Source organism: Corynebacterium sp. Z-1 (assembly GCF_031844665.1).
In the GTDB taxonomy this organism is placed as follows: domain Bacteria; phylum Actinomycetota; class Actinomycetes; order Mycobacteriales; family Mycobacteriaceae; genus Corynebacterium; species Corynebacterium sanguinis.
The window spans coordinates 317,463-337,948 of the sequence record NZ_CP134621.1 but is presented as its reverse complement, the minus strand read 5'-3'; the positions used below and the strand labels follow the sequence as shown (position 1 = coordinate 337,948).

Sequence of the window (20,486 nt, the reverse complement as noted above, 5' to 3'; positions counted from 1 at the left end):
GCGCACGGGGCAGTCCCTGAGTCTGTCGCTCACACTTAAAGCCTGCCGGGCGCTACTTGACCGATACAGAGCGGAAGGTGCGCAAGCGCAGCGAGTTTGCCACGACGAACACGGAGGAAAACGCCATCGCGATTCCAGCGAGCATCGGGTTGAGGAACCCGGCCGCGGCGACGGGGATGAGCACCACGTTGTAGGCGAACGCCCAGAAGAGGTTGCCCTTGATCGTGCCCAGTGTGCGCCGGGAAAGCCTGATGGCGTCGACGATGGCGACGAGCGAGTCGTGCATGACGGTGATGTCGGAGGCCTCGATCGCCACGTCGGCCCCGGCGCCCATGGACAGGCCGAGGTCGGCTTGTGCGAGCGCCGCCGCGTCGTTGACGCCGTCGCCCACCATAGCCACGCGCCGGCCGGCGTCTTGGAGCTCCTTGACGGCGGTGACCTTGCCCTCTGGCATCACCCCGGCGGTCACGGAGCCGGGGGCGATGCCGACCTCCGCGGCCACGGCGCGGGCAGCGCCGGCGTTGTCACCGGTGAGCATGTGCGGCTCTAAGCCGAGCTCGCGCAACTGCGCGATCGCGGCGGCGGAGCTGGGCTTGACGGTGTCGCGCACCGAGATAATCCCGGCAATGTCCCCGTCAACCTCGACGACCACGGCGGTTGCCCCCGCTTCTTGCGCGGCGCGAAACGCCGGATCCAGGGTGCCCAGCGCGCTGGCGGGGCGTCCTACGCGCACGGTGCGGGCGTCGATACGTGCGCTCACCCCGTACCCAGCCTCGTTGCTAAACGACGTCGCCACGGGCACGTTGCTGGCGGCGTCGACAATCGCGCGGGCGATGGGGTGCTCGGAGCCCGCCTCCACCGCCGCGGCGAGCGAGAGCACATCCGCTTCCTCCCACCCGGGTGCGGCGGTGACGCGGTCCAGCCCCATGTCGCCGGTGGTGATCGTGCCAGTTTTATCCAGCACGATGGTGTCCACCTGGCGGGTGGATTCCAACACCTCGGGGCCCTTGATCAGCAGGCCCAGCTGAGCACCGCGGCCGGTGCCCACCAGGATCGCCGTGGGCGTGGCCAGGCCGAGCGCGCAGGGGCAGGCGATGATGAGCACGGCCACCGCGGCGGTGAAGGCCTCCACCGTGTCGCGGCCGGCAACGAGGTGGGCGATCAGCGAGATCGCGGCGATGGCGATGACTGTGGGTACGAAGACGCGCGAGATGCGATCAACGAGCCGCTCGACCGGGGCCTTGCCGGCCTGGGCGTCGGTGACAAGCTTGGCGATGTGCGCGAGCGCCGTCTCCGAGCCGACGCGGGTCGCCTCGACGATGAGGCGCCCGGACGTGTTGAGGGTGGCCCCGGTGACGGCGTCGCCCTCGGCGACTTCAACGGGGACGGATTCGCCGGTGAGCATGGATTCGTCCACCGCCGAGCGCCCGGAAATGACCCGGCCGTCCGTGGGAATCTTCTCGCCGGGCCGGACCACGAAGCGGTCGCTGACGGCGAGCTGGTCGGCGGGGATACGCACCTCAGCGCCGTCTTTGAGCACGGCCGCTTCCTTTGCGCCCATGCTCAGAAGGTCGCGCAGCGCCTGCGAGGACCGCCCCTTCGCCCTCACCTCGAACCACCGCCCGAGCAGGAGGAACGTGATGACAACGCAGACGGTCTCCAAGTAAATCTCGTCCATCGCCGAGTGCGCCTCGCCCGGAAGCAGGCTCATCTCCATGGTCATCCCGGGCTCGCCGGCGTTGCCGATGAAAAGCGCCCACACCGACCACAGGTACGCCGCCGAGGTGCCGAGCGTGATCAGCGTGTCCATTGTCGTCGTGCTGTGGCGCAGGTTGATCAGGGTGTTGCGGTGGAAGACCGCGCCACCTGCGAAAAACACCAGCGTTGTCGCGGCAAGCGCCGCCCACTGCCAGTTGAGAAACTGCCAGGCCGGGATCATGGAGACCAGCATCACCGGCAGCGAGATGATCGCGCACCAAATCACGGTAAACCGCAGCTGGGCCGCCGAGCGCTCGCGCGCGTCATCGCGGGCATCGCTTGACGACGCCCCCTCGACGTCATCGGAGCTCGCCTCGGCGCTCATCGCGAACGCGTCGTAGCCTGCGCCGCGGATGGTGCTGATCAGCGTCTCCGTATCGGCCTTGGAGGGGTCGAAGTCGACCGTGGCGGTTTCGGTGGAGTAGTTGACTGTCGCCTCGACGCCGTCGAGCTTGTTCAGCTTGCGCTGCACGCGCGAGGAGCACGACGTGCAGGTCATGCCTGTTACGCCGAGCTGGAGGTGCTCGAGGGCTGGGAGATTCGGGGCGGTCATACCACTTACCCTATACCCCTGGGGGGTATGACTCAAGGTCTAGGCCAGCGAATACCCGGCCTCGTGGACGGCCTTGGAGATCTCCTCCGCAGAAAAACCCTCGCCCGTCACCTCGAGCACCCCGGTGGTGTGATCCACCGTGGCGCCGGTGACGCCGGCGACCTCAAGCACTTCTTCCTTAACGCTGGCCTCGCAGTGGCCACAGGTCATTCCATCTACGTTGAACTGGCGAACTGCCATTGCTCTTAAATCCTTTCGCTGATCCTGCATCGGTGTTACGTGACTGCCATGGTAACCGGGAATACCGACGTGGTTGTTAGGGTTGGAACCAAGTGAACTGACACGTTCAGACAAACCAACCTCTTAAGGAGACACTTTCATGGCAACCATCGACGTCACCGAGGACACTTTCGAGCAGACTGTTTCCGCTGAGGGAACCGTTATCGTCGACGCGTGGGCGGAATGGTGCGGGCCCTGCAAGGCGTTCGCCCCGACCTTCGAGAAGGTTTCCGAGGCGCACCCGGACGCCACCTTTGCCAAGCTGGACACTGAGGCAAACCCGCAGATCGCGGCAGCGCTGGAGATCCAGGCGATCCCCACCCTGATGGCGTTTCGTGACGGCATCATGGTCTTCCGCCAGTCCGGTGCTCTGCCCCCGGCAGCGTTCGAGGACCTTGTCAGCCAGGTGAAGGCTCTTGATATGGACGAGGTCCGCCGCCAGATCGCCGAGCAGAACAACAATCAGGCGTAACTGCCAAGCGGCCACCTGCAAGCCCGAGCGCACCCACCGACAACGTGGTGGGTGCGCTTTTTTGCGTAGACTAAGACCCTGTTAGCTACCGATGAAAGGATTGATAGCCATGGCAAACCCGTTCAGCAAGGGCTGGAAGTACTTGATGCAGTCCTTCGACACCAAGATTGATGAGAACGCGGATCCGAAGGTCCAGATCCAGCAGGCCGTCGAGGGTGCGAAGAAGCAGCACGCGGAGCTGAGCCAGCACGCGGCGAACATTATCGGCAACCGCAACCAGCTGCAGATGAAGCTTGAACGCCTGCTCAAATCTCAGGAGGACCTGCAGCAGAAGGCGCGCACCGCGCTTCAGGCTGCGGACAAGGCATCCGCCGAGGGTGACGCCGAGAAGGCCCAGCAGTACAACGACACCGCGGAGGTCATCGCCTCCCAGCTGGTTTCCGTCGAGCAGGATCTGGAGCAGACGAAGCAGGCCCACGCCGCCGCCGAGCAGGCCGCGTCCGAGGCGCAGCAGAAGCAGAAGGAATCGGAGGCGCGGCTCCAGGAGCAGCTAGGACAGGTTTCGCAGCTTGAGTCGCAGCTGAACCAGGCGAAGATGCAGGAGCAGACCGTCTCCGCCATGGATTCGATGAACCAGTTCGGCGGCAGCGATAACGTGCCGACGCTCGATGGGGTGCGCGACAAGATTGAGCGTCGTTACGCGGACGCGCTCGGCGCCCAGGAGCTGGCGAAGGGCTCCATGACGGATCGCGTCGCGGAAATCGAATCCGCCGGCAGCGACATCGCCGCCTCCAGCCGTCTCGCAGAAATCCGCGCCTCTATGGGCACGCCGGAGATCGAGGCGCCAGCGGACGAAGTTGATGCCGAAAAGGGCGACGTCGAAAAGGGCGACGAGCCGAAATAGAGCGAAAAGCGGGCCTGGCGGTGATTTCTTCCGTCAGACCCGCTTTTTCGTGCCCTATTGCCCTAGCGGCGGTGAATGCTCAGCAGCACTCCGCGTATTCCGGAGTGAAAACCATCGCGCAGGTTGACGCGCTGGTGTTCGCTGAGCGTGTATTCGTGCAGGGTTTCGCACGCGAACTGCAGAAGTGGCCGGTCGATCTCGGGCGGCAGACCGCCGCCGGATAGGACGTGGGCTTTGTCGCGCTGCTCGGCGGAAGCGGCGTTGTCGTACCACCACGTCGCGTACTGTTGGCCCACCTCAAACGGCGTTTGGAACCCGGCGGACGTCCACACCTCCTCAGGGAGCGGGACGTAGCGCGACCGCAGCTTGCGACGTGGCGCCATCATCGACGGCTTCGGGGTGGGTTTCGGCGAGCTGCTCGCGACGTCGAGCGGCGACGGGCCGTCCGGCTGCCTGCGGCCACCGGGCTTGTTGGCCTCGTTGGTTGCCTCGACCTCGGCCTCGGAGGGCTCGTCGCAAGGGTCCGGTGCGGAGCGGTCGGTCGGCTCCTCGACTTCAGTGGCCGGCGTCTCCACCGGCTGTTCGACGGGTTTGGCCTGCTCTTCGGGCATCTCCTCGTCGTGTTGCAAGGGGTCTGGCGCGAATCCGGGGACGACCGTGGGGCCGAGGTCGCCGTCGATCGGCTCGGCGTCGTTAAGCGGGCGCTCACGGATGATGGGCGGCAACGGGCCCTCGAGGACCTGAAGCTGCATGGCGTCCGCGAAATCTTCGCGGGGATCGAGGATGGTTGTCGAGTCGCAGGAATGGCGCAGCGCGGTCGACATCGAATCCCAGCCGAACCCGTAGAGGTGCACGCGGACACCGAAGCCCGTCGCTTCCTCCACCCCCGGGATCATGTCCGCGTCGCCCGAAAGCAGGACGAAGTCCGTGAACTGCTGGCGAGAAGCGTTGACGACGAGGTCTGCGACGAGGCGCGTATCGACGCCCTTTTGCGTACGTCGCTCACCCCACTCGATGAGCTGCCCGGTCCGCAGTTGCACGCCATCGCATGTGCGCAGAGCGCGCTGGTAGCGGTGCGGGCCCGAATCGGGGATGCCGTCGTACCAGTATTGGCGGTGAATTGGTTGGTGGAGCTGGTGCGAGATCATGCCACCGAGGGTGGCCACCACCTCCGGGAGGTCGATTTCTAACTGTGCGCGGGCGCCGATTTCCCACGAGTTGTAAAAGCTCGCGAGTAGATATGAAGTGTCGACGAACACGAGTGTGCGTTCAAGCATGGCTCCTAAATTCTGAATCTTTGGTTCTAAATCTGTATTTGTCCACTCCCAGTGTGCCTTATCCATGTCCCACTAGTCACGGCGCATGCCGTGAACTGGTCGGATGTGGAATTTGCAGCTGGTTGTACCTTCTCAACGAATAACCGAACGGATTCGTTCCAACGCGGTATGGTTAGTTAGTCAACTAACTAACCTTGGGCGAAGCGAGGTGCTTGTGAACCTGGATATCGAGCCGCTTTACGCGCAGGTAGCCACCTTCATTCAAGACCTCATCATGGAGGGCTCTGTAAAGCCCGGACAGCGAGCGCCCTCTACCAACGAGCTCGCAACGTTTCACGAAATCAATCCCGCCACCGCGCGAAAAGGCTTGAGCTTGCTTGTCGACGACGGCGTGTTGGAGAAGCGACGGGGCATAGGAATGTTTGTCACTCCGCAGGCTCGGGAGGTGATTCTTGCGCAGCGTCGTGAGGGATTCGCCGGCGATTTCATCGCGCCCATGATTGATGAAGCGCTGCGCCTGGGGTACTCCGCCGACGACTTGAGAGACCTCGTTGGCCGCGTTGCTGCAAGCCGTGGCATGTATCGTTAAAACCCTGTTTTGCCTGGGGGTTTGTGTTTGGTTGTGGGGGTGTGTAACTTTGTGTGAGTCAGCGAGACCGACAACGCCCCGCCGGAGTGAGTTCTGGTGAGATGGCGGACAGGAAAACTACCGCTGGTGCCTCCTTTGATTGGTTGCGATTAGTGTCGCGGCTGGTTGGGTGTGCGTGTGTTGTGTGAGAACTCGATAGTGTGCCAATGTACTTTTTTGTTTTTGTTTGTGGTTTGTTGTGGTGTGCATTGTGGCGTGCCTGGCCTGCACTGTGGTGTGGGTGGGTGTGTGCTGGTGGTGGTGTCGTGAACCTTTGATGGCGATGTCACCCTGTGGCGCACGTTAGTTTGTGTCATGGTGTGCGGTTTGATCGTAATGAATCGCGGGTGTGGCCTTGTTTGATGCATGGGTTGTGTGGTTTTCCTCGTTGGATGCGCATGGTCTGTGTTGGGGTTGCACGGTAAATATTTTTGAATTGAAGGTTTTGCCAGTACTGCCTCGCAGGTTTTTCTTGTGGGGTGGTGTGGTTTGTTTTTGTTGGGTTTGGGCTTTTCACGAGTTCTGAATTTCTTCTTTTTTGTGGAGAGTTTGATCCTGGCTCAGGATGAACGCTGGCGGCGTGCTTAACACATGCAAGTCGAACGGAAAGGCCACAGCTTGCTGTGGTACTCGAGTGGCGAACGGGTGAGTAACACGTGGGTGATCTGCCCTGTACTTCGGGATAAGCTTGGGAAACTGGGTCTAATACCGGATAGGAATCACATGTGGGTGTGTGGTTGGAAAGCTTTTGCGGTATGGGATGAGCTCGCGGCCTATCAGCTTGTTGGTGGGGTAATGGCCTACCAAGGCGTCGACGGGTAGCCGGCCTGAGAGGGTGTACGGCCACATTGGGACTGAGATACGGCCCAGACTCCTACGGGAGGCAGCAGTGGGGAATATTGCACAATGGGCGCAAGCCTGATGCAGCGACGCCGCGTGGGGGATGACGGCCTTCGGGTTGTAAACTCCTTTCGTCAGGGACGAAGCGAAAGTGACGGTACCTGGATAAGAAGCACCGGCTAACTACGTGCCAGCAGCCGCGGTAATACGTAGGGTGCGAGCGTTGTCCGGAATTACTGGGCGTAAAGAGCTCGTAGGTGGTTTGTCGCGTCGTTTGTGTAAGTCCACGGCTTAACTGTGGGATGGCAGGCGATACGGGCATAACTTGAGTGCTGTAGGGGAGACTGGAATTCCTGGTGTAGCGGTGAAATGCGCAGATATCAGGAGGAACACCGATGGCGAAGGCAGGTCTCTGGGCAGTAACTGACGCTGAGGAGCGAAAGCATGGGTAGCGAACAGGATTAGATACCCTGGTAGTCCATGCCGTAAACGGTGGGCGCTAGGTGTGAGTCCCTTCCACGGGGTTCGTGCCGTAGCTAACGCATTAAGCGCCCCGCCTGGGGAGTACGGCCGCAAGGCTAAAACTCAAAGGAATTGACGGGGGCCCGCACAAGCGGCGGAGCATGTGGATTAATTCGATGCAACGCGAAGAACCTTACCTGGGCTTGACATACACCAGATCGGCGCAGAGATGCGTTTTCCCTTGTGGTTGGTGTACAGGTGGTGCATGGTTGTCGTCAGCTCGTGTCGTGAGATGTTGGGTTAAGTCCCGCAACGAGCGCAACCCTTGTCTTATGTTGCCAGCACGTGATGGTGGGGACTCATGAGAGACTGCCGGGGTTAACTCGGAGGAAGGTGGGGATGACGTCAAATCATCATGCCCCTTATGTCCAGGGCTTCACACATGCTACAATGGTCGGTACAACGCGTGTGCGACACTGTGAGGTGAAGCTAATCGCTCTAAAGCCGGTCGTAGTTCGGATTGGGGTCTGCAACTCGACCCCATGAAGTCGGAGTCGCTAGTAATCGCAGATCAGCAACGCTGCGGTGAATACGTTCCCGGGCCTTGTACACACCGCCCGTCACGTCATGAAAGTTGGTAACACCCGAAGCCAGTGGCCTAAACCTGTTAGGGAGCTGTCGAAGGTGGGATCGGCGATTGGGACGAAGTCGTAACAAGGTAGCCGTACCGGAAGGTGCGGCTGGATCACCTCCTTTCTAAGGAGCTTATATTTTTTACACACCACACTTATTCTGACTGTGTTGGGGTGTGTGGTGTGGTGGTTGAGGTGCCGAGTGTGTACCTGCCACCTGTTTTTCAAATGAAATGTCCAGTTGTGGAGACACCCGCTACTGGCACGTGGGGTGCTACTTCGATGGTGGGCCTGTGATGCGTGTTGGTGGTGTGTGGGTGCGCCACGTGTTGGTGTGCACTGATATGTGATGAACCGTGTGAAGCAAACAAAAACGCATACGGCCGGCACCTACTCTGCTGTTTTTTGTGGTGGTTGGGTGTGGTTGTGTGGGAAGTTGTTGGCATGCTGTTGGGTGTCTGGGGCAGCACGTGTGTTGTTTCCTTGTGATCCTGGTGTCTTTTGCTTGTGTGCGTGTGTGCACGGGTGGGGGGGTTGGGGTGTGGTGTGTGAGAACTGTATAGTGGACGCGAGCATCTTTATTTTTTGTGTGTGTGTTTTGTAGTGTTTTTTATCAAGGGCGTACGGTGGATGCCTTGGCATGCTGAGCCGATGAAGGACGTGTGAGGCTGCGTTATGCCTCGGGGAGTTGCCAACTAAGCGTTGATCCGAGGATGTCCGAATGGGGAAACCCAGCACCAGTTGTGTGGTGTTACCCGCAGGTGAATTCATAGCTTGTGTGGGGGTGTACGCGGGGAAGTGAAACATCTCAGTACCCGCAGGAGAGGAAAATAATAATGATTCTGCTAGTAGCGGCGAGCGAACGTGGATGAGGCTAAACCATGTGCGTGTGATACCTGGCAGGGGTTGCGTGTGTGGGGTTGTGGGATGTGATTGTTACCAGGGCTGTCGACTTGGTGCGTGTGTGTTGTGTGTTAGCGGAAGTCACTTGGGATGGTGCGCCGTAGTGGGTGAGAGCCCCTGTACGTGAAAACATGCAATGTGTGCGTTGATTGTGTCCCGAGTAGCAGCGGGCTCGTGGAATCTGCTGTGAATCTGCCGGGACCACCCGGTAAGCCTAAATACTCAGTGTGACCGATAGTGGATAGTACCGTGAGGGAATGGTGAAAAGTACCCCGGGAGGGGAGTGAAATAGTTCCTGAAACCGTGCGCTTACAATCCGTCAGAGCACCTCGTGTGTGTGATGGCGTGCCTTTTGAAGAATGAGCCTGCGAGTCAGCGGCATGTCGCGAGGTTAACCCGTTGTGTGGGGTAGCCGTAGCGAAAGCGAATCCTAATAAGGGTGTGTTAGTGGCATGTCCTGGACCCGAAGCGGGGTGATCTACCCATGGCCAGTGTGAAGCAGCTGTAAGAGGTTGTGGAGGCGCGAACCCACTTAGGTTGAAAACTGAGGGGATGAGTTGTGGGTAGGGGTGAAAGGCCAATCAAACTCCGTGATAGCTGGTTCTCCCCGAAATGCATTTAGGTGCAGCGTTGTAGTAACTTGCCGGAGGTAGAGCTACTGGTTGGTTGAGCGGGACTATCATCTTAGCAATGTCAGCCAAACTCCGAATGCCGGTTTAAGTGTTCTATGGCAGTGAGACTGTGGGGGATAAGCTTCATAGTCGAGAGGGAAACAGCCCAGATCGCCGGTTAAGGCCCCTAAGGGTGTACTAAGTGGAAAAGGATGTGGGATCGCGAAGACAGCCAGGAGGTTGGCTTAGAAGCAGCCATCCTTGAAAGAGTGCGTAATAGCTCACTGGTCGAGTGGTTCTGCGCCGACAATTCAGTGGGGCTCAAGTACACCGCCGAAGCCGCGGCACACTATTTTTGTGTGGGTAGGGGAGCGTCGTGTATGGGGTGAAGCAATACTGTAAGGGGTTGTGGACTGTACACGAGTGAGAATGCAGGCATGAGTAACGAGTGATAAGTGAGAATCTTATCCGCCGGATGACTAAGGGTTCCTGGGTCAAGTTCGTCTTCCCAGGGTGAGTCGGGTCCTAAGGCGAGGCCGACAGGCGTAGTCGATGGTTAACGGGTTGATATTCCCGTACCCGTGTATATGCGCCCAAGGGTGAATCGGTGATACTAACCACCCTGACCGCACCATATGATGATCCCTTCGGGGGTTGATCGGTGGTGTGTGATGCGTGGGGCCTAAACCGTAGTAGCCCAGTGATGGGGTGACGCAGTGAGGTAGCCTAGCCACTTATTGGATTGTGGTGTAAGCGTGTGGCACGACGATGAGTGAAATGCTTGTTGTCACAAAGTGTGAGGCGTGATGCGTAGCCCCTTAAGGGGTGATGTAGGTGATCCTGTACTGCCGAGAAAAGCCTCTAGCGAGTGTGTACACGGCCCGTACCCGAAACCGACACAGGTAGTCAGGTAGAGAATACTAAGGCGGTCGGGTGAACTGTGGTTAAGGAACTCGGCAAAATACCCCCGTAACTTCGGGAGAAGGGGGACCTCTACCGGTGCGCAGCTTTTACGGTTGTTGTGCTGGTGGGGGTCGCAGAGAATAGAGGGGAGCGACTGTTTATCAAAAACACAGGTCCGTGCGAAGACGTGATGTTGATGTATACGGACTGACGCCTGCCCGGTGCTGGAAGGTTAAGAGGACCTGTTAGAGCCCTTGTGGTTCGAAGCGGAGAATTTAAGCCCCAGTAAACGGCGGTGGTAACTATAACCATCCTAAGGTAGCGAAATTCCTTGTCGGGTAAGTTCCGACCTGCACGAATGGCGTAACGACTCCCCTGCTGTCTCAACCACAGGCCCGGTGAAATTGCAGTACGAGTAAAGATGCTCGTTTCGCGCGGCAGGACGAAAAGACCCCGGGACCTTCACTATAGCTTGGTATTGGTGTTCGGTGCGGTTTGTGTAGGATAGGTGGGAGACTGTGAAGCCGTCACGCTAGTGGTGGTGGAGTCGTTGTTGAAATACCACTCTGACCGTAGTGGATACCTTAACCTTGGCCCATGATCTGGGTTGGGGACAGTGCCTGGTGGGTAGTTTAACTGGGGCGGTTGCCTCCCAAAGAGTAACGGAGGCGCCCAAAGGTTCCCTCAGCCTGGTTGGCAATCAGGTGTAAGAGTGTAAGTGCACAAGGGAGCTTGACTGTGAGACGTACATGTCGAGCAGGGACGAAAGTCGGGACTAGTGATCCGGCACCAACGTGTGGAAGTGGTGTCGCTCAACGGATAAAAGGTACCCCGGGGATAACAGGCTGATCTTCCCCAAGAGTCCATATCGACGGGATGGTTTGGCACCTCGATGTCGGCTCGTCGCATCCTGGGGCTGGAGTAGGTCCCAAGGGTTGGGCTGTTCGCCCATTAAAGCGGCACGCGAGCTGGGTTCAGAACGTCGTGAGACAGTTCGGTCTCTATCCGCCGCGCGCGTTGAAACTTGAAGAAGGCTGTCCCTAGTACGAGAGGACCGGGACGGACGTACCTCTGGTGTGCCAGTTGTTCCGCCAGGAGCACGGCTGGTTGGCTACGTACGGAAGGGATAACCGCTGAAAGCATCTAAGCGGGAAGCCTGTTTTAAGATGAGGTTTCTTTTGAGGTTCCCCACAGACTATGGGGTTGATAGGCCAGATCTAGAAGGCGGGCAACCGTTGAAGGTGACTGGTACTAATACACCAACAAAAAACACAAACACCACACCAAAAGTGTGTGTGCGACGCGTCCACTATGCAGTATCTGACACACCACACCCCCCACCACCGTTAACAGCACGGTGGCAGTGTCACAACAACAATAGAATATGTGTACCCCACGATTGTGTCGGTGGTTGATGGCGGCGGGGAAACGCCCGGACCCATTCCGAACCCGGAAGCTAAGCCCGCCCGCGCTGATGGTACTGCCCCCGGGAGGGGGTGGGAGAGTAAGTTACCGCCGACCCAACAACTTAACAACAACAATCGCACCCCCCAACCACAGGAAGCAAGCCCCCAACAAAGGGCAACAACTCGGTGGTCGGGGGGTGCGTTCTGCTTTTGCCCACAACACCTGGGTTGCCTGATTGGTTCCTACAGCTAACTCCGCCACCGCAGAGTCGCGCCGCCTTTGACCCGGCCGACCCAGCACGCCTTTAGGGTGTTTCTCACGGCTAGTCCGCATGGCGGACTCCACCAACTCCGCCACCACAGAGTCAGGATGGCGCTCTGGTCCGCACCGCGGACTCCGCCACGGCAGAGTTGGGAACAAGTTCATCGTGCCGGCTCAGTAAAGCGAGCACGAAGTATTCGCAACTCTGTAGCGGCAGAGTTAGGTGGCGTTTCCCGAAGCCGTTTCGTGGTGCGCCAACATGCTTCGCTCTCGGCTCGTCAGCACTGCGGACTCTGCCACGGCAGAGTGAGATGATGCTCGAACCAACGCATCGCTCGATCCAAGAGCGCTCCACCCCCGGCCACTCCGCATCGCGGACTCCGCCACGGCAGAGTCGGACCGCCTTTGGTGACCGGGTTCGGTTTCTAGTACCGGTCGGGCGGGTATCGGGTACTGGGTGTGCGTGTATCGGGTACCGGGGGTAGTTGGGTTGGCAGTCTGTGGTTGACGGCCCTGCGCAGTGTGTACGCGCGGGCCGCGTAACCATGGAAGGAGTTTGGTGTGGTCACCAATTACAGGTTGATCATGCTGGCGCTTGTGCAAGGCCGCTCGTGGTCGCAGATCACGTCGGATTTGGGGTGCTCGCGCAGCAGTATTGATAAGGCCAGTCGGGTGTTGCGCTCGACTGGGATGGACGAGGACACGATTACCGCGTTGTCGCCGCAGGAGCTTTCGGAGTTGTTTCCGGATAATCGCCGGCGGGATTCAGATGCGTTTGTGGAACCGGATTTCGCAGGCATCGCCGCCCGGCGCCGACGCGGTGAGCGGGTGACGTTAAAGGTGGAACACCATAAATACACCCGCCGTCAGGCTACTTCTGGCCAGCAGCATTATTCCTACCGGCAGTTCTGCGCGCTGTTTGAAAACTACGTCGATGTCAACGACCTGACTGCGCTTTTGACCCATGCCCCTGGTGAGGAGCTGTGCGTTGATTGGTCCGGGGAAACCATGGCAGTTGTTGACCCGTTGACCGGGGTGTCTGTGCAGGCGTATGTGTTTGTGGCGTCGCTGCCGCATTCGGGGCTTATCCATGCCAGTGCGTGGCCGGATATGCGGATGCGGTCGTGGCTGTGTGCCCACCGCGACGCGTTGGACTATATCGGTGGCGTGCCGGTGCGCATCGTGCCCGATAACGCCTCGACAGCAACCAACCAGATCACACGTGGTGCGACGGTGCGTGAAGTCAACGAGCGCTACCAGCAGTTCGCCGAGTTCTACGGTTGCGGGATTACCCCGGCTAGGCCGGGTAAACCCAGGGATAAGGCCCATGTGGAAAAGGCGGTCGATATCGTCCAGACCTGGGTCGCAGAAGCGTTATCGGGCCAAGAGTTCTCCACGTTCGACGCTCTCAACGCCGCTATTGCAGCACAGGTCGACTGGATCAACGACCGGGAAGGATTCCGGGGCCGCAACGCAAGCCGCAGGCAGTTGTTTGTTGAAAGCGAAGCAGAAGCATTGCGCCCGCTGCCTCAACAGCGCTGGTCGTATTCCACGTGGCGTAAAGCCAAGGCCGGGGTGAACTACCACGTCCAAGTGGAGAAGCATTTCTACTCTGTGCCGTGGAGCTTCGCCGGCAAAAGTGTCGACGTGCAGATCTTCGACGATGTCGTCGACATCTTCAGCGCGGGTGAGCATATCGCTTCCCACCGTAAAAAGCCTGGCAACATGCAGTACTCCACAGATAAAGAGCATGTGCCGGCAAAGCACCAGGACTTGGCCACGAAGTGGGATCAGGGCCGGATTGAGTCATGGGCTCAAAGTATTGGGGCCGCAACCTACGAACTCATCCGCCAGATGTTTCACGCCCACCAAGTTGAAGCCCAAGCCTACAATAGCGCCCTTGGCGTGCTGAGCCTGTCGAAGAAGTACTCCCGCAGCCTGCTTGAACAAGCCTGCCAAGACGTCCTCGACTCCCACATGGTCCCGTCGGTGCGCAAAGTCCACGACACCATCAAAGACCTCGCAACCCGCACCACCGCCACCGCCACAGGTGGTGCGCAATCACCTACATCATCTGCCGCGTCAACTAGGCCGGTGACTCGTCCCGCACCACCAGCCCAGGCGTCGCACGTACGGGGCAAAGCAGCGTTCGAGTTCAGTGAGCTTGAATTCGGTGAGCTTGAATTCGGTGAGGAGGCGTAGAAGCATCATGGCGTTAACCGATGAAGATTTCGACAAGCTCGGCTCGCTGCGCGGGATGCGCGTGTTCGCCGCGACGATCCAAGAGATCGTCAACGACCCCACGCGCGATAACGATTCCTTCGAAGACAAGATCAAAGAAGCCCTCGAAGCCCAACTCACCGCCCGCGACAACAAGGTCATCCAGACAAGGTTGCGTGAAGCGAAACTCCTTGGCTCAACCGCCGCACTCGAGCGCTTCGATGCCTATCCCGGCCGCGGTGTAACCCAAGACCGCATCGACCGGCTCGCCACCTGCGAATGGATCGACTACGGCAAAGACCTCATCATCGTGGGAGCTACCGGCACCGGTAAAAGTTTTCTCGCTCAAGCCCTGGCCGTCGCGGCGTGCCGCAAAAAGCTCACCGCCCGTTACTTCCGGCTCAACGACCTGGCCAACGATTTCGACGCTGCGGCTGAGCATCCCCAGGCCCGCAAACAACTCCTCGCTGACCTGCAAGCCCCGGCACTTGTCGTCATCGATGATTTTCTCGCCACCGATGTCTCAGCGCACGCGTTGAACCAGGTATTCAACCTGCTCGTCGGGCGTGAACATGCCTCTACCGTGATCGCCAGCCAACACGAACCCGATTACTGGTACGACGTCTTCTCAGAAGCAGCACTGGCAGACGCAGTCATGTCCAGACTCGCCAACCACGGCTCGAAACTCACCCTGACAGGAGAAGACATGCGAACCCGCGACGACATCAAACAAGAAAGGATGGCCCCTACGACACCCACACGGCTACGTCAACCCCGAAAGTCGTAACCGGGGGTAAAAACCGGGTACCGGCAACCACCAACACCCCGGTACCCGATACCGCCCTACCGGTACCGAAAAGAAACGCCCGTCATTTGGGCCGGCCTGCCGGCTTACACGGTTGTCAGCGACGGTTGAAAAGTAGCCCAATAACGACGGGCCAAAAGTAGCCCAAAATCATGTGCTGCTTATTATGCCTGACGCTCAGCGGCGATCGACGGTAGGACACCTTCCCGGCCGGCGATACGGTAGCTGGTGCCCTTATGCGTGAAGATCTCCGCGTGATGAACGATGCGATCAACCATCGCGGCGGCGACGGTGACATCACCGAAGCATTCGCCCCAACGGGAAAACGGCAGGTTCGACGTCATGATCAACGAACCGCGCTCATACCGGCCCGACACCAGCTGGAAGAACAGGTTCGCCGCGTCCGCCTCGATCGGGACATAGCCAACCTCGTCAACGATCAGCAGGTGGTAGCGACTGAGCTTGGTCAGTAACGCGTTCAGCCCGCCGGTGCTGTGGGCCTGGGTCAGGCGGGTGATCCACCCGGCGGCGGTATCGAAAGCGACCCGGTAGCCCTGCCGGGCGGCGATCACCCCTAACCCGGTGGCCAGGTGCGTCTTGCCGGTTCCGGGTGGGCCGAGGAAGATGACGTTGCCGGCCTCGGTGATCCATCCGCCGGTTTCCAGCCGAGCGATACGGCCCCGGTCGATTGCCGGCTGGGTGGAAAAGTCGAACTCGTCAATCGTCTTGATCTGTGGGAAGCCCGCCCTCCTGATCCGGCCCTGGGCTCCGGATTCCGCCCGGGCCGACGCTTCGACCGACAACACCGCCGCCAGGTACTCCTCATAGGTCCAGGACGCCTCCCGTGCCTGGGCGGCGATGGCCGCGTAGTCCGATCCGATCCGCGGGGACTTCAATGCCCTGGCCAGGTAAGCCAGCTCGGCGTCGGTCTCGGTGTGACGTGCCCGGGTCATGCCCCCACCTCCAGGCCTGCCAGCCGGTCGTAGATGCCCAGGTCCGCCTGCTCGACCTCGACCGCCTGTGGCGGGGCAGGTGGTGTGGCCAGCTGGTGGCGCATCTGCTTCGCGACGGCGGCGTGCATCGGGTCGGTGATCGTCTGATGCGCGCCCCACACCCGCTCGTGGCGGGCGACGAGCACCCCATCCGGGGCGCGCACGATCACCTGCTCCAGGTCGGCGTGGACGGTGACGATCCGGTTGATCATCCGCGGATCCACCGAATAATGGTTGGCGTCGACGGCGACGTAGTAGTTGCGCGGCAGCCGTACCTGCCGCAGCACCCCGACCTGCGGGGGATACGGCGGCAAGGCGGTCATGCTTGCCTTGTCCGCCGCCCAGGCCACCGCCGGAATCTTTCTCGTGGTCGCGTGGATCCGCTGGTTGGCCACCCCGGTGATCCAGTCGTCCAGCTGGTGCTGGGCATCTATCGGGTGGGTGAAGTCGCGGCCGGGGAAAAACGAGGACTTCAGGTACCCGTTGGCCCGTTCCACCACGCCTTTGGTTTCCGGGTCGCGGGGTGGGGCCTGCTGGATCCGGGTGCCCAGGGTGCCGGCGAAGGCGAGCACCGGCTGGGTCAGTGTCTTTTGTCCGATGCCGGTCTCGTGGTCCCACAACAGGTGCTCGGGCACGGCCTGAAACGACGTCGACAACAATGCCCACATCCCGGCGATCAGATCCCCGGTCGTGCGTGTCGGCAGGACGCGCGCGGCCATGAACCTCGAATGCGACGCCACCATCACCAGCACCGGGAACGGCATCCTCGCCCCAGTCTCGTCGGGAATCCCGCCGGCGGGGAAGGTCAGATCGCACTGGATCTGCTCGCCCGGGCGGTGGGTCAGCGTGTCCACCGGGTCCGCCGGCTGGTAGTCGGGGCGGATGCGACGGACATTGTCGCGAAACCACGTGATCGACCCGGTCCAACCCACACGTTCGGCGATCACCGTGGCCGGCAGCGTCGGGGTCTGCTCCAGCAGGGCACGCACCTGCGGCTCAAACGGGGTGAAGCTGGTGACGGTGCTTGCGCGCTTCTTGTACGCGGGTGGTTTATCTGCGGCCAACGCCCTTTCCACGGTCTTTTTGGCGCAGCCAACTTCGGCCGCGATTTTCCTGATTGACAGGCCTTGCTTGCGCAGGTACCTGATCTGTGCCCAATCTTCCACGGATATCACCCATCCAATCTTGTCGGTGGGCTACTTTTCGATCGTCGTAGGTGGGCTACTTTTCAAGCGTCGCTAACACACGGTGAAGCTAAAACCCTTCGTCTTCGATGAGCCTGCACAGTGGACTCCGCAGCTGCAGAGTTAAACGACGCTCGAACCGAAATCTAGGGAGTACTCATTGCGATCTCCACCAACCCCGCCGTGGCAGAGTCCATCGGATTCGCACTAGCCAGAACGAGGTCGACAACATGGTTCGGCTTCGGCTAGTCCGCAATGCGGACTCCGCCATGGCGAAGTTGTATAACGTGTGACCCAGCCGCTGCCCGCGGCGCATTCCTAAATGGACGAGCTCCTCGGCACGGCGCACTCTGCCACGGCAGAGTCGGGAACAAGTTCATCGAGCCGGCTCAGTAAAGCGAGCACGAAGAGTTCACGACTCTTCAGCGGCTGAGCTGGGTGGCGTTTCCCGAAGCCGTTTCGTTGTGCGACAACATGGTTCGGCTTCGGCTAGTCCACAGTGCGGACTCTGCCACGGCAGAGTGAGATGATGCTCGAACCAACGCATCGCTCGCTCCACGAGCGCTCCACCCCCCGGCCACTCCGCATTGCGGACTCCGCCAACTCCGCCACGGCAGAGTCGAAGGACGTGCCGGCTTACGCGGTGAAGCCAAAGCGCCTCGTCTTCGATGAGCGCGCACAGTAGACTCCGAAGCTGCAGAGTTAGATTACTCGAGCCACCGCCTCGGTCAAGCTTATAATGCTCCGCCCATGGCCACTCGCAGGGCGTGCCCCATTAACTCCGCCACGGCAGAGTCCGAGCGTCGAAAAGTGTGCACTCCCCACGCCAGTCCGCACTGCGGACTCCCCTTAGGACACCTCCAAGAACCCGGGGACACCGAACTCACGCTCCGCGCCCGTAAGGGGATCGCGGAAGCCGAGGTAAACCGACTTCAACCGCATGGGCACCGCGAAGTCCTCCTCCCCGAAGGGGTTGACGGTGGGGTACACGGGGTCTCCGAGAATGGGTGCTCCTGCCTCGTTCATCTGCACCCGCAGCTGGTGGGTGCGACCGGTGACGGGCTCGAGGAGGTAGCGCGCGAGGGGGAATGTAACGCTGTGGAGGGATTGCATGGTGGGGGCGTCGATACGCAGTGCCTCGCGCACGTGAGTGAGCGCGTTGGGTTCCCTGCCCTCGATCACGGTGGAGGCGATCTCGCCATGCTGTTTGTCAATGTGGTGGTGCCATGATGTGGGCGCGGTGATGCCGATGTCTTCGGCTATCGCTTCATAGCGCTTGCGAACCTGCCGGGCGGCGAAGAGCTCCTGGTAGGCGCCGCGGTGCTGTCTTTGCTTCGTCAGCAGGAGTAGCCCCGAGGTCATGCGGTCGAGGCGGTGGGCGGGCGTGAGGTCTTCGTTGCCGGTTGCGCGGCGCAGCCGCACGGTGGCGGATTCGGTGATGTGCGCGGCGCGTGGCATCGTCGCTAAGAATGGTGGCTTGTCCACCACGAGGATGGTGTCGTCCTCGTAAACCGTCTCGATGTCGTAGGGAACGGGCTTTTCGGGGGCCGGCCGGCGGTAAAAGAAGACGTCCGTGCCTGGCTGCACGAGCTGATCTGGGTGCAGCGCGGTGCCGTCGCGGAGGACAACTTCCCCGGAATCGAAGCGTTCCAGAACCGCGGAGTCATCGTCATCCGGGTGCCGATGCCGCTGCTCAGTGATGACGCGGACGATGAAATCGAATGCTGTGACCGGGTCGCCGTCGGGAAGCCGCACGCGGCTCGCGCCCAAACCACTTCGAGGGGGCAAAGGAATTGCCCCGTTTTTCTTCCTCCGCGCCATAATTGCGCTAAGTTTAGTGCATGGATTTTAACGCTATTCTCACGCCGCTCGTGGCGTTCTTCTCTGACGGTATTGGCAAGATCATCTTCGACGTACTGCAGGCGATTTACGGCTTCCTGTACCCGTCGAACGCTGACGCGGCGTACCCCATCGAGATCCCGAAATAAGCATAGCGACCACAGACTCAGCCCACCGCGGGGCGCTAGAATAAGGGTGTAGAAGCGATCCGGTTCGAGCACGAATCACAGTCAGGTTAGGGCCGGAACGCACCGACAACCGAAAGGGTGTTTCCCATGACTAGCGCAAACCGCGAAGACATTGTGGTCGTTGCCGTTGACGGCTCCCCCGCGTCCGACAACGCAGTGCGATGGGCGGCGAACACCGCCGCAAAGCGCGACATCTCCCTGAAGCTCGCGGCCAGCTACACCATGCCCCAGTTCTTGTACGCGGAAGGCATGGTTCCGCCACAAGAGCTTTTCGACGACCTCCAGCGCGAGACCACGGCCAAGATTGATGCCGCCCGTGAGCTCGCGCTGAGCATCGCCCCTGACATCCGGATCGGTCACGCGGTCGCGGAGGGCTCGCCGATTGACATGCTCCTTGAGATGTCGAACGACGCGACCATGATCGTCATGGGCTCGCGCGGCCTCGGCGGGCTCTCGGGCATGGTCCTGGGCTCCGTTTCCGGCGCTGTGGTGTCGCACGCCTCCTGCCCCGTCGTAGTAGTCCGCGAGGACAACAACGTCACCGAGGACAACAAGTACGGTCCTGTGGTGGTTGGCGTCGACGGCTCCGAGGTGTCCAAGCGAGCGACCGAGGTCGCCTTCGAGGAGGCCGTCGCCCGCGACGCGGAACTCGTCGCCGTCCACACCTGGATCGACGCCCCCATCCAAGGCCCCGGCTCCGGTTACGCGATCACCGAAGATTACTGGTACGCCATGCAGCAGGAGAAGGAAGAGAAGCTGTCCACCTACCTGAGCGGGCTGCAGGAGCAGTACGGCGATGTCCCGGTGCGCAAGATCATCACCCGCGATCGTCCCGTCCGGGCTCTGACGGAGGCGGCGCGAGGCGCGCAGCTACTGATCACGGGCTCCCACGGGCGCGGTGGTTTCAAGGGAATGCTGCTAGGATCTACGTCGCGTGCGCTCTTGCAGTCCGCACCGTGCCCCATGATGGTTGTTCGCGGAATCTGAATCGTTTCCGACTCGTAACCGAAATTGGGTAGTTTGGTGCAGAGAAGCGTGCGGCAATGATGCACAATAGAGAAGACATTGATCGCTACTTGAAAGGAACTTGAACTATGACCTGGGGTTGGATTGGTTGGATCATCATCGGTGGCATCGCTGGTTGGGTTGCTTCGATGATTAAGGGCCGCGACGCTCAGATGGGCATCCCGCTGAACATTATCGTCGGCATCATCGGCGGCCTGCTCGGCGGCTGGCTGCTCGGCCTGTTCATGGACGACCCGATGAGCAACATCTTCATGAGCTTCATCACCTGCCTGTTTGGTGCAGTGATCCTGCTGACCATCGTGAACATGTTCAGCGGTTCGCGCCGCTAAGCGCTTCGACCGC

At 60.4% G+C, this 20,486-nt stretch carries 15 protein-coding genes and 3 rRNA genes; 12 read left to right on the top strand and 6 right to left on the bottom strand.

Translation table 11 applies throughout. The features are described 5' to 3' along the window. Positions 1 to 52 precede the first annotated feature (52 nt). Together RIU96_RS01595 and RIU96_RS01590 are read right to left on the bottom strand one after the other, a co-directional pair. Complete coding sequence (locus RIU96_RS01595; RefSeq protein ID WP_311205061.1) at positions 53 to 2,311, bottom strand: heavy metal translocating P-type ATPase; 2,259 nt, start codon at positions 2,309 to 2,311, stop codon at positions 53 to 55. 39 nt (positions 2,312 to 2,350) lie between these two features. Next, a complete protein-coding gene (locus RIU96_RS01590; RefSeq protein ID WP_144779534.1) occupies positions 2,351 to 2,551 on the bottom strand; it encodes a heavy-metal-associated domain-containing protein in 201 nt (66 codons plus the stop codon). A gap of 139 nt (positions 2,552 to 2,690) precedes the next feature. On the opposite strand from RIU96_RS01590, the gene trxA reads away from it, so the two are divergent. Then, complete coding sequence (gene trxA / locus RIU96_RS01585) at positions 2,691 to 3,062, top strand: thioredoxin (RefSeq protein ID WP_136649652.1); 372 nt, start codon at positions 2,691 to 2,693, stop codon at positions 3,060 to 3,062. Between the two features lie 109 nt (positions 3,063 to 3,171). Continuing rightward, positions 3,172 to 3,966, top strand: a complete 795-nt coding sequence (locus RIU96_RS01580; RefSeq protein ID WP_186309926.1) for a PspA/IM30 family protein — start codon at positions 3,172 to 3,174, stop codon at positions 3,964 to 3,966. Between the two features lie 62 nt (positions 3,967 to 4,028). Here the strand turns inward: RIU96_RS01580 and RIU96_RS01575 are convergent, their stop codons facing one another. After that, the gene (locus tag RIU96_RS01575; RefSeq protein WP_136649650.1) at positions 4,029 to 5,243 is read right to left on the bottom strand and encodes an NYN domain-containing protein; all 1,215 of its coding nucleotides are present in this window, start codon (positions 5,241 to 5,243) and stop codon (positions 4,029 to 4,031) included. Positions 5,244 to 5,457: 214 nt separating this feature from the next. Here RIU96_RS01575 and RIU96_RS01570 point away from each other — a divergent pair, with 214 nt between their 5' ends. The 6 genes from RIU96_RS01570 to RIU96_RS01545 all read left to right on the top strand — a co-directional run bounded on the left by RIU96_RS01570 (position 5,458) and on the right by RIU96_RS01545 (position 14,897). Beyond that, entirely contained in the window at positions 5,458 to 5,832 is a 375-nt protein-coding gene (locus RIU96_RS01570) for a GntR family transcriptional regulator (RefSeq protein ID WP_136649649.1), read from the top strand. Between the two features lie 576 nt (positions 5,833 to 6,408). Next, positions 6,409 to 7,929: ribosomal RNA gene (locus RIU96_RS01565) — 16S ribosomal RNA — on the top strand. A gap of 479 nt (positions 7,930 to 8,408) precedes the next feature. Continuing rightward, a 23S ribosomal RNA gene (locus tag RIU96_RS01560) occupies positions 8,409 to 11,497 on the top strand. A 128-nt stretch (positions 11,498 to 11,625) separates the two neighbouring features. Further along, positions 11,626 to 11,743 (top strand): 5S ribosomal RNA (gene rrf, locus RIU96_RS01555). Together the 16S, 23S and 5S rRNA genes form the textbook arrangement of a ribosomal RNA operon. A 708-nt stretch (positions 11,744 to 12,451) precedes the next feature. Further along, a complete protein-coding gene (gene istA, locus RIU96_RS01550; protein ID WP_136650947.1) occupies positions 12,452 to 14,092 on the top strand; it encodes an IS21 family transposase in 1,641 nt (546 codons plus the stop codon). Positions 14,093 to 14,099: 7 nt separating this feature from the next. Further along, entirely contained in the window at positions 14,100 to 14,897 is a 798-nt protein-coding gene (locus RIU96_RS01545) for an ATP-binding protein (RefSeq protein WP_006839082.1), read from the top strand. A 182-nt stretch (positions 14,898 to 15,079) separates the two neighbouring features. Here the strand turns inward: RIU96_RS01545 and istB are convergent, their stop codons facing one another. Both istB and istA (RIU96_RS01535) read right to left on the bottom strand, forming a co-directional pair. Next, positions 15,080 to 15,868, bottom strand: coding sequence for an IS21-like element helper ATPase IstB (gene istB / locus RIU96_RS01540; protein WP_144740410.1), 789 nt, complete (start codon positions 15,866 to 15,868; stop codon positions 15,080 to 15,082). Then, complete coding sequence (gene istA / locus RIU96_RS01535) at positions 15,865 to 17,073, bottom strand: IS21 family transposase (protein ID WP_136651651.1); 1,209 nt, start codon at positions 17,071 to 17,073, stop codon at positions 15,865 to 15,867. The genes istB and istA (RIU96_RS01535) overlap by 4 nt, the downstream gene beginning before the upstream one ends. Before the next feature lie 547 nt (positions 17,074 to 17,620). On the opposite strand from istA (RIU96_RS01535), the gene RIU96_RS01530 reads away from it, so the two are divergent. After that, positions 17,621 to 17,776, top strand: a complete 156-nt coding sequence (locus tag RIU96_RS01530; RefSeq protein ID WP_186309879.1) for a hypothetical protein — start codon at positions 17,621 to 17,623, stop codon at positions 17,774 to 17,776. Positions 17,777 to 17,940: 164 nt separating this feature from the next. On the opposite strand, the gene RIU96_RS01525 is transcribed toward RIU96_RS01530, so the two are convergent. Further along, positions 17,941 to 18,912: a pseudouridine synthase gene (locus RIU96_RS01525; RefSeq protein ID WP_144740407.1), complete on the bottom strand. Its 972-nt coding sequence runs from the start codon at positions 18,910 to 18,912 to the stop codon at positions 17,941 to 17,943. Positions 18,913 to 18,932: 20 nt separating this feature from the next. Between RIU96_RS01525 and RIU96_RS01520 the strand changes: the two genes are divergently transcribed. The 3 genes from RIU96_RS01520 (at position 18,933) to RIU96_RS01510 (ending at position 20,473) form a co-directional block, all read left to right on the top strand. Then, complete coding sequence (locus tag RIU96_RS01520; RefSeq protein ID WP_170228628.1) at positions 18,933 to 19,079, top strand: hypothetical protein; 147 nt, start codon at positions 18,933 to 18,935, stop codon at positions 19,077 to 19,079. Positions 19,080 to 19,205: 126 nt separating this feature from the next. Further along, positions 19,206 to 20,105, top strand: a complete 900-nt coding sequence (locus RIU96_RS01515; RefSeq protein WP_136651324.1) for a universal stress protein — start codon at positions 19,206 to 19,208, stop codon at positions 20,103 to 20,105. A 107-nt stretch (positions 20,106 to 20,212) separates the two neighbouring features. Next, positions 20,213 to 20,473: a GlsB/YeaQ/YmgE family stress response membrane protein gene (locus RIU96_RS01510; RefSeq protein WP_136651323.1), complete on the top strand. Its 261-nt coding sequence runs from the start codon at positions 20,213 to 20,215 to the stop codon at positions 20,471 to 20,473. Positions 20,474 to 20,486 lie beyond the last annotated feature (13 nt).

Bases quoted from the DNA above. Each gene is read 5' to 3' on its own strand.
- RIU96_RS01595 (WP_311205061.1), bottom strand. From the start codon at position 2,311: ATGACCGCCCCGAATCTCCCAGCCCTCGAGCACCTCCAGCTCGGCGTA.
- RIU96_RS01590 (WP_144779534.1), bottom strand. From the start codon at position 2,551: ATGGCAGTTCGCCAGTTCAACGTAGATGGAATGACCTGTGGCCACTGC.
- trxA (WP_136649652.1), top strand. From the start codon at position 2,691: ATGGCAACCATCGACGTCACCGAGGACACTTTCGAGCAGACTGTTTCC.
- RIU96_RS01580 (WP_186309926.1), top strand. From the start codon at position 3,172: ATGGCAAACCCGTTCAGCAAGGGCTGGAAGTACTTGATGCAGTCCTTC.
- RIU96_RS01575 (WP_136649650.1), bottom strand. From the start codon at position 5,243: ATGCTTGAACGCACACTCGTGTTCGTCGACACTTCATATCTACTCGCG.
- RIU96_RS01545 (WP_006839082.1), top strand. From the start codon at position 14,100: ATGGCGTTAACCGATGAAGATTTCGACAAGCTCGGCTCGCTGCGCGGG.
- istB (WP_144740410.1), bottom strand. From the start codon at position 15,868: ATGACCCGGGCACGTCACACCGAGACCGACGCCGAGCTGGCTTACCTG.
- RIU96_RS01530 (WP_186309879.1), top strand. From the start codon at position 17,621: ATGCTCGAACCAACGCATCGCTCGCTCCACGAGCGCTCCACCCCCCGG.
- RIU96_RS01525 (WP_144740407.1), bottom strand. From the start codon at position 18,912: ATGGCGCGGAGGAAGAAAAACGGGGCAATTCCTTTGCCCCCTCGAAGT.
- RIU96_RS01520 (WP_170228628.1), top strand. From the start codon at position 18,933: ATGGATTTTAACGCTATTCTCACGCCGCTCGTGGCGTTCTTCTCTGAC.
- RIU96_RS01515 (WP_136651324.1), top strand. From the start codon at position 19,206: ATGACTAGCGCAAACCGCGAAGACATTGTGGTCGTTGCCGTTGACGGC.
- RIU96_RS01510 (WP_136651323.1), top strand. From the start codon at position 20,213: ATGACCTGGGGTTGGATTGGTTGGATCATCATCGGTGGCATCGCTGGT.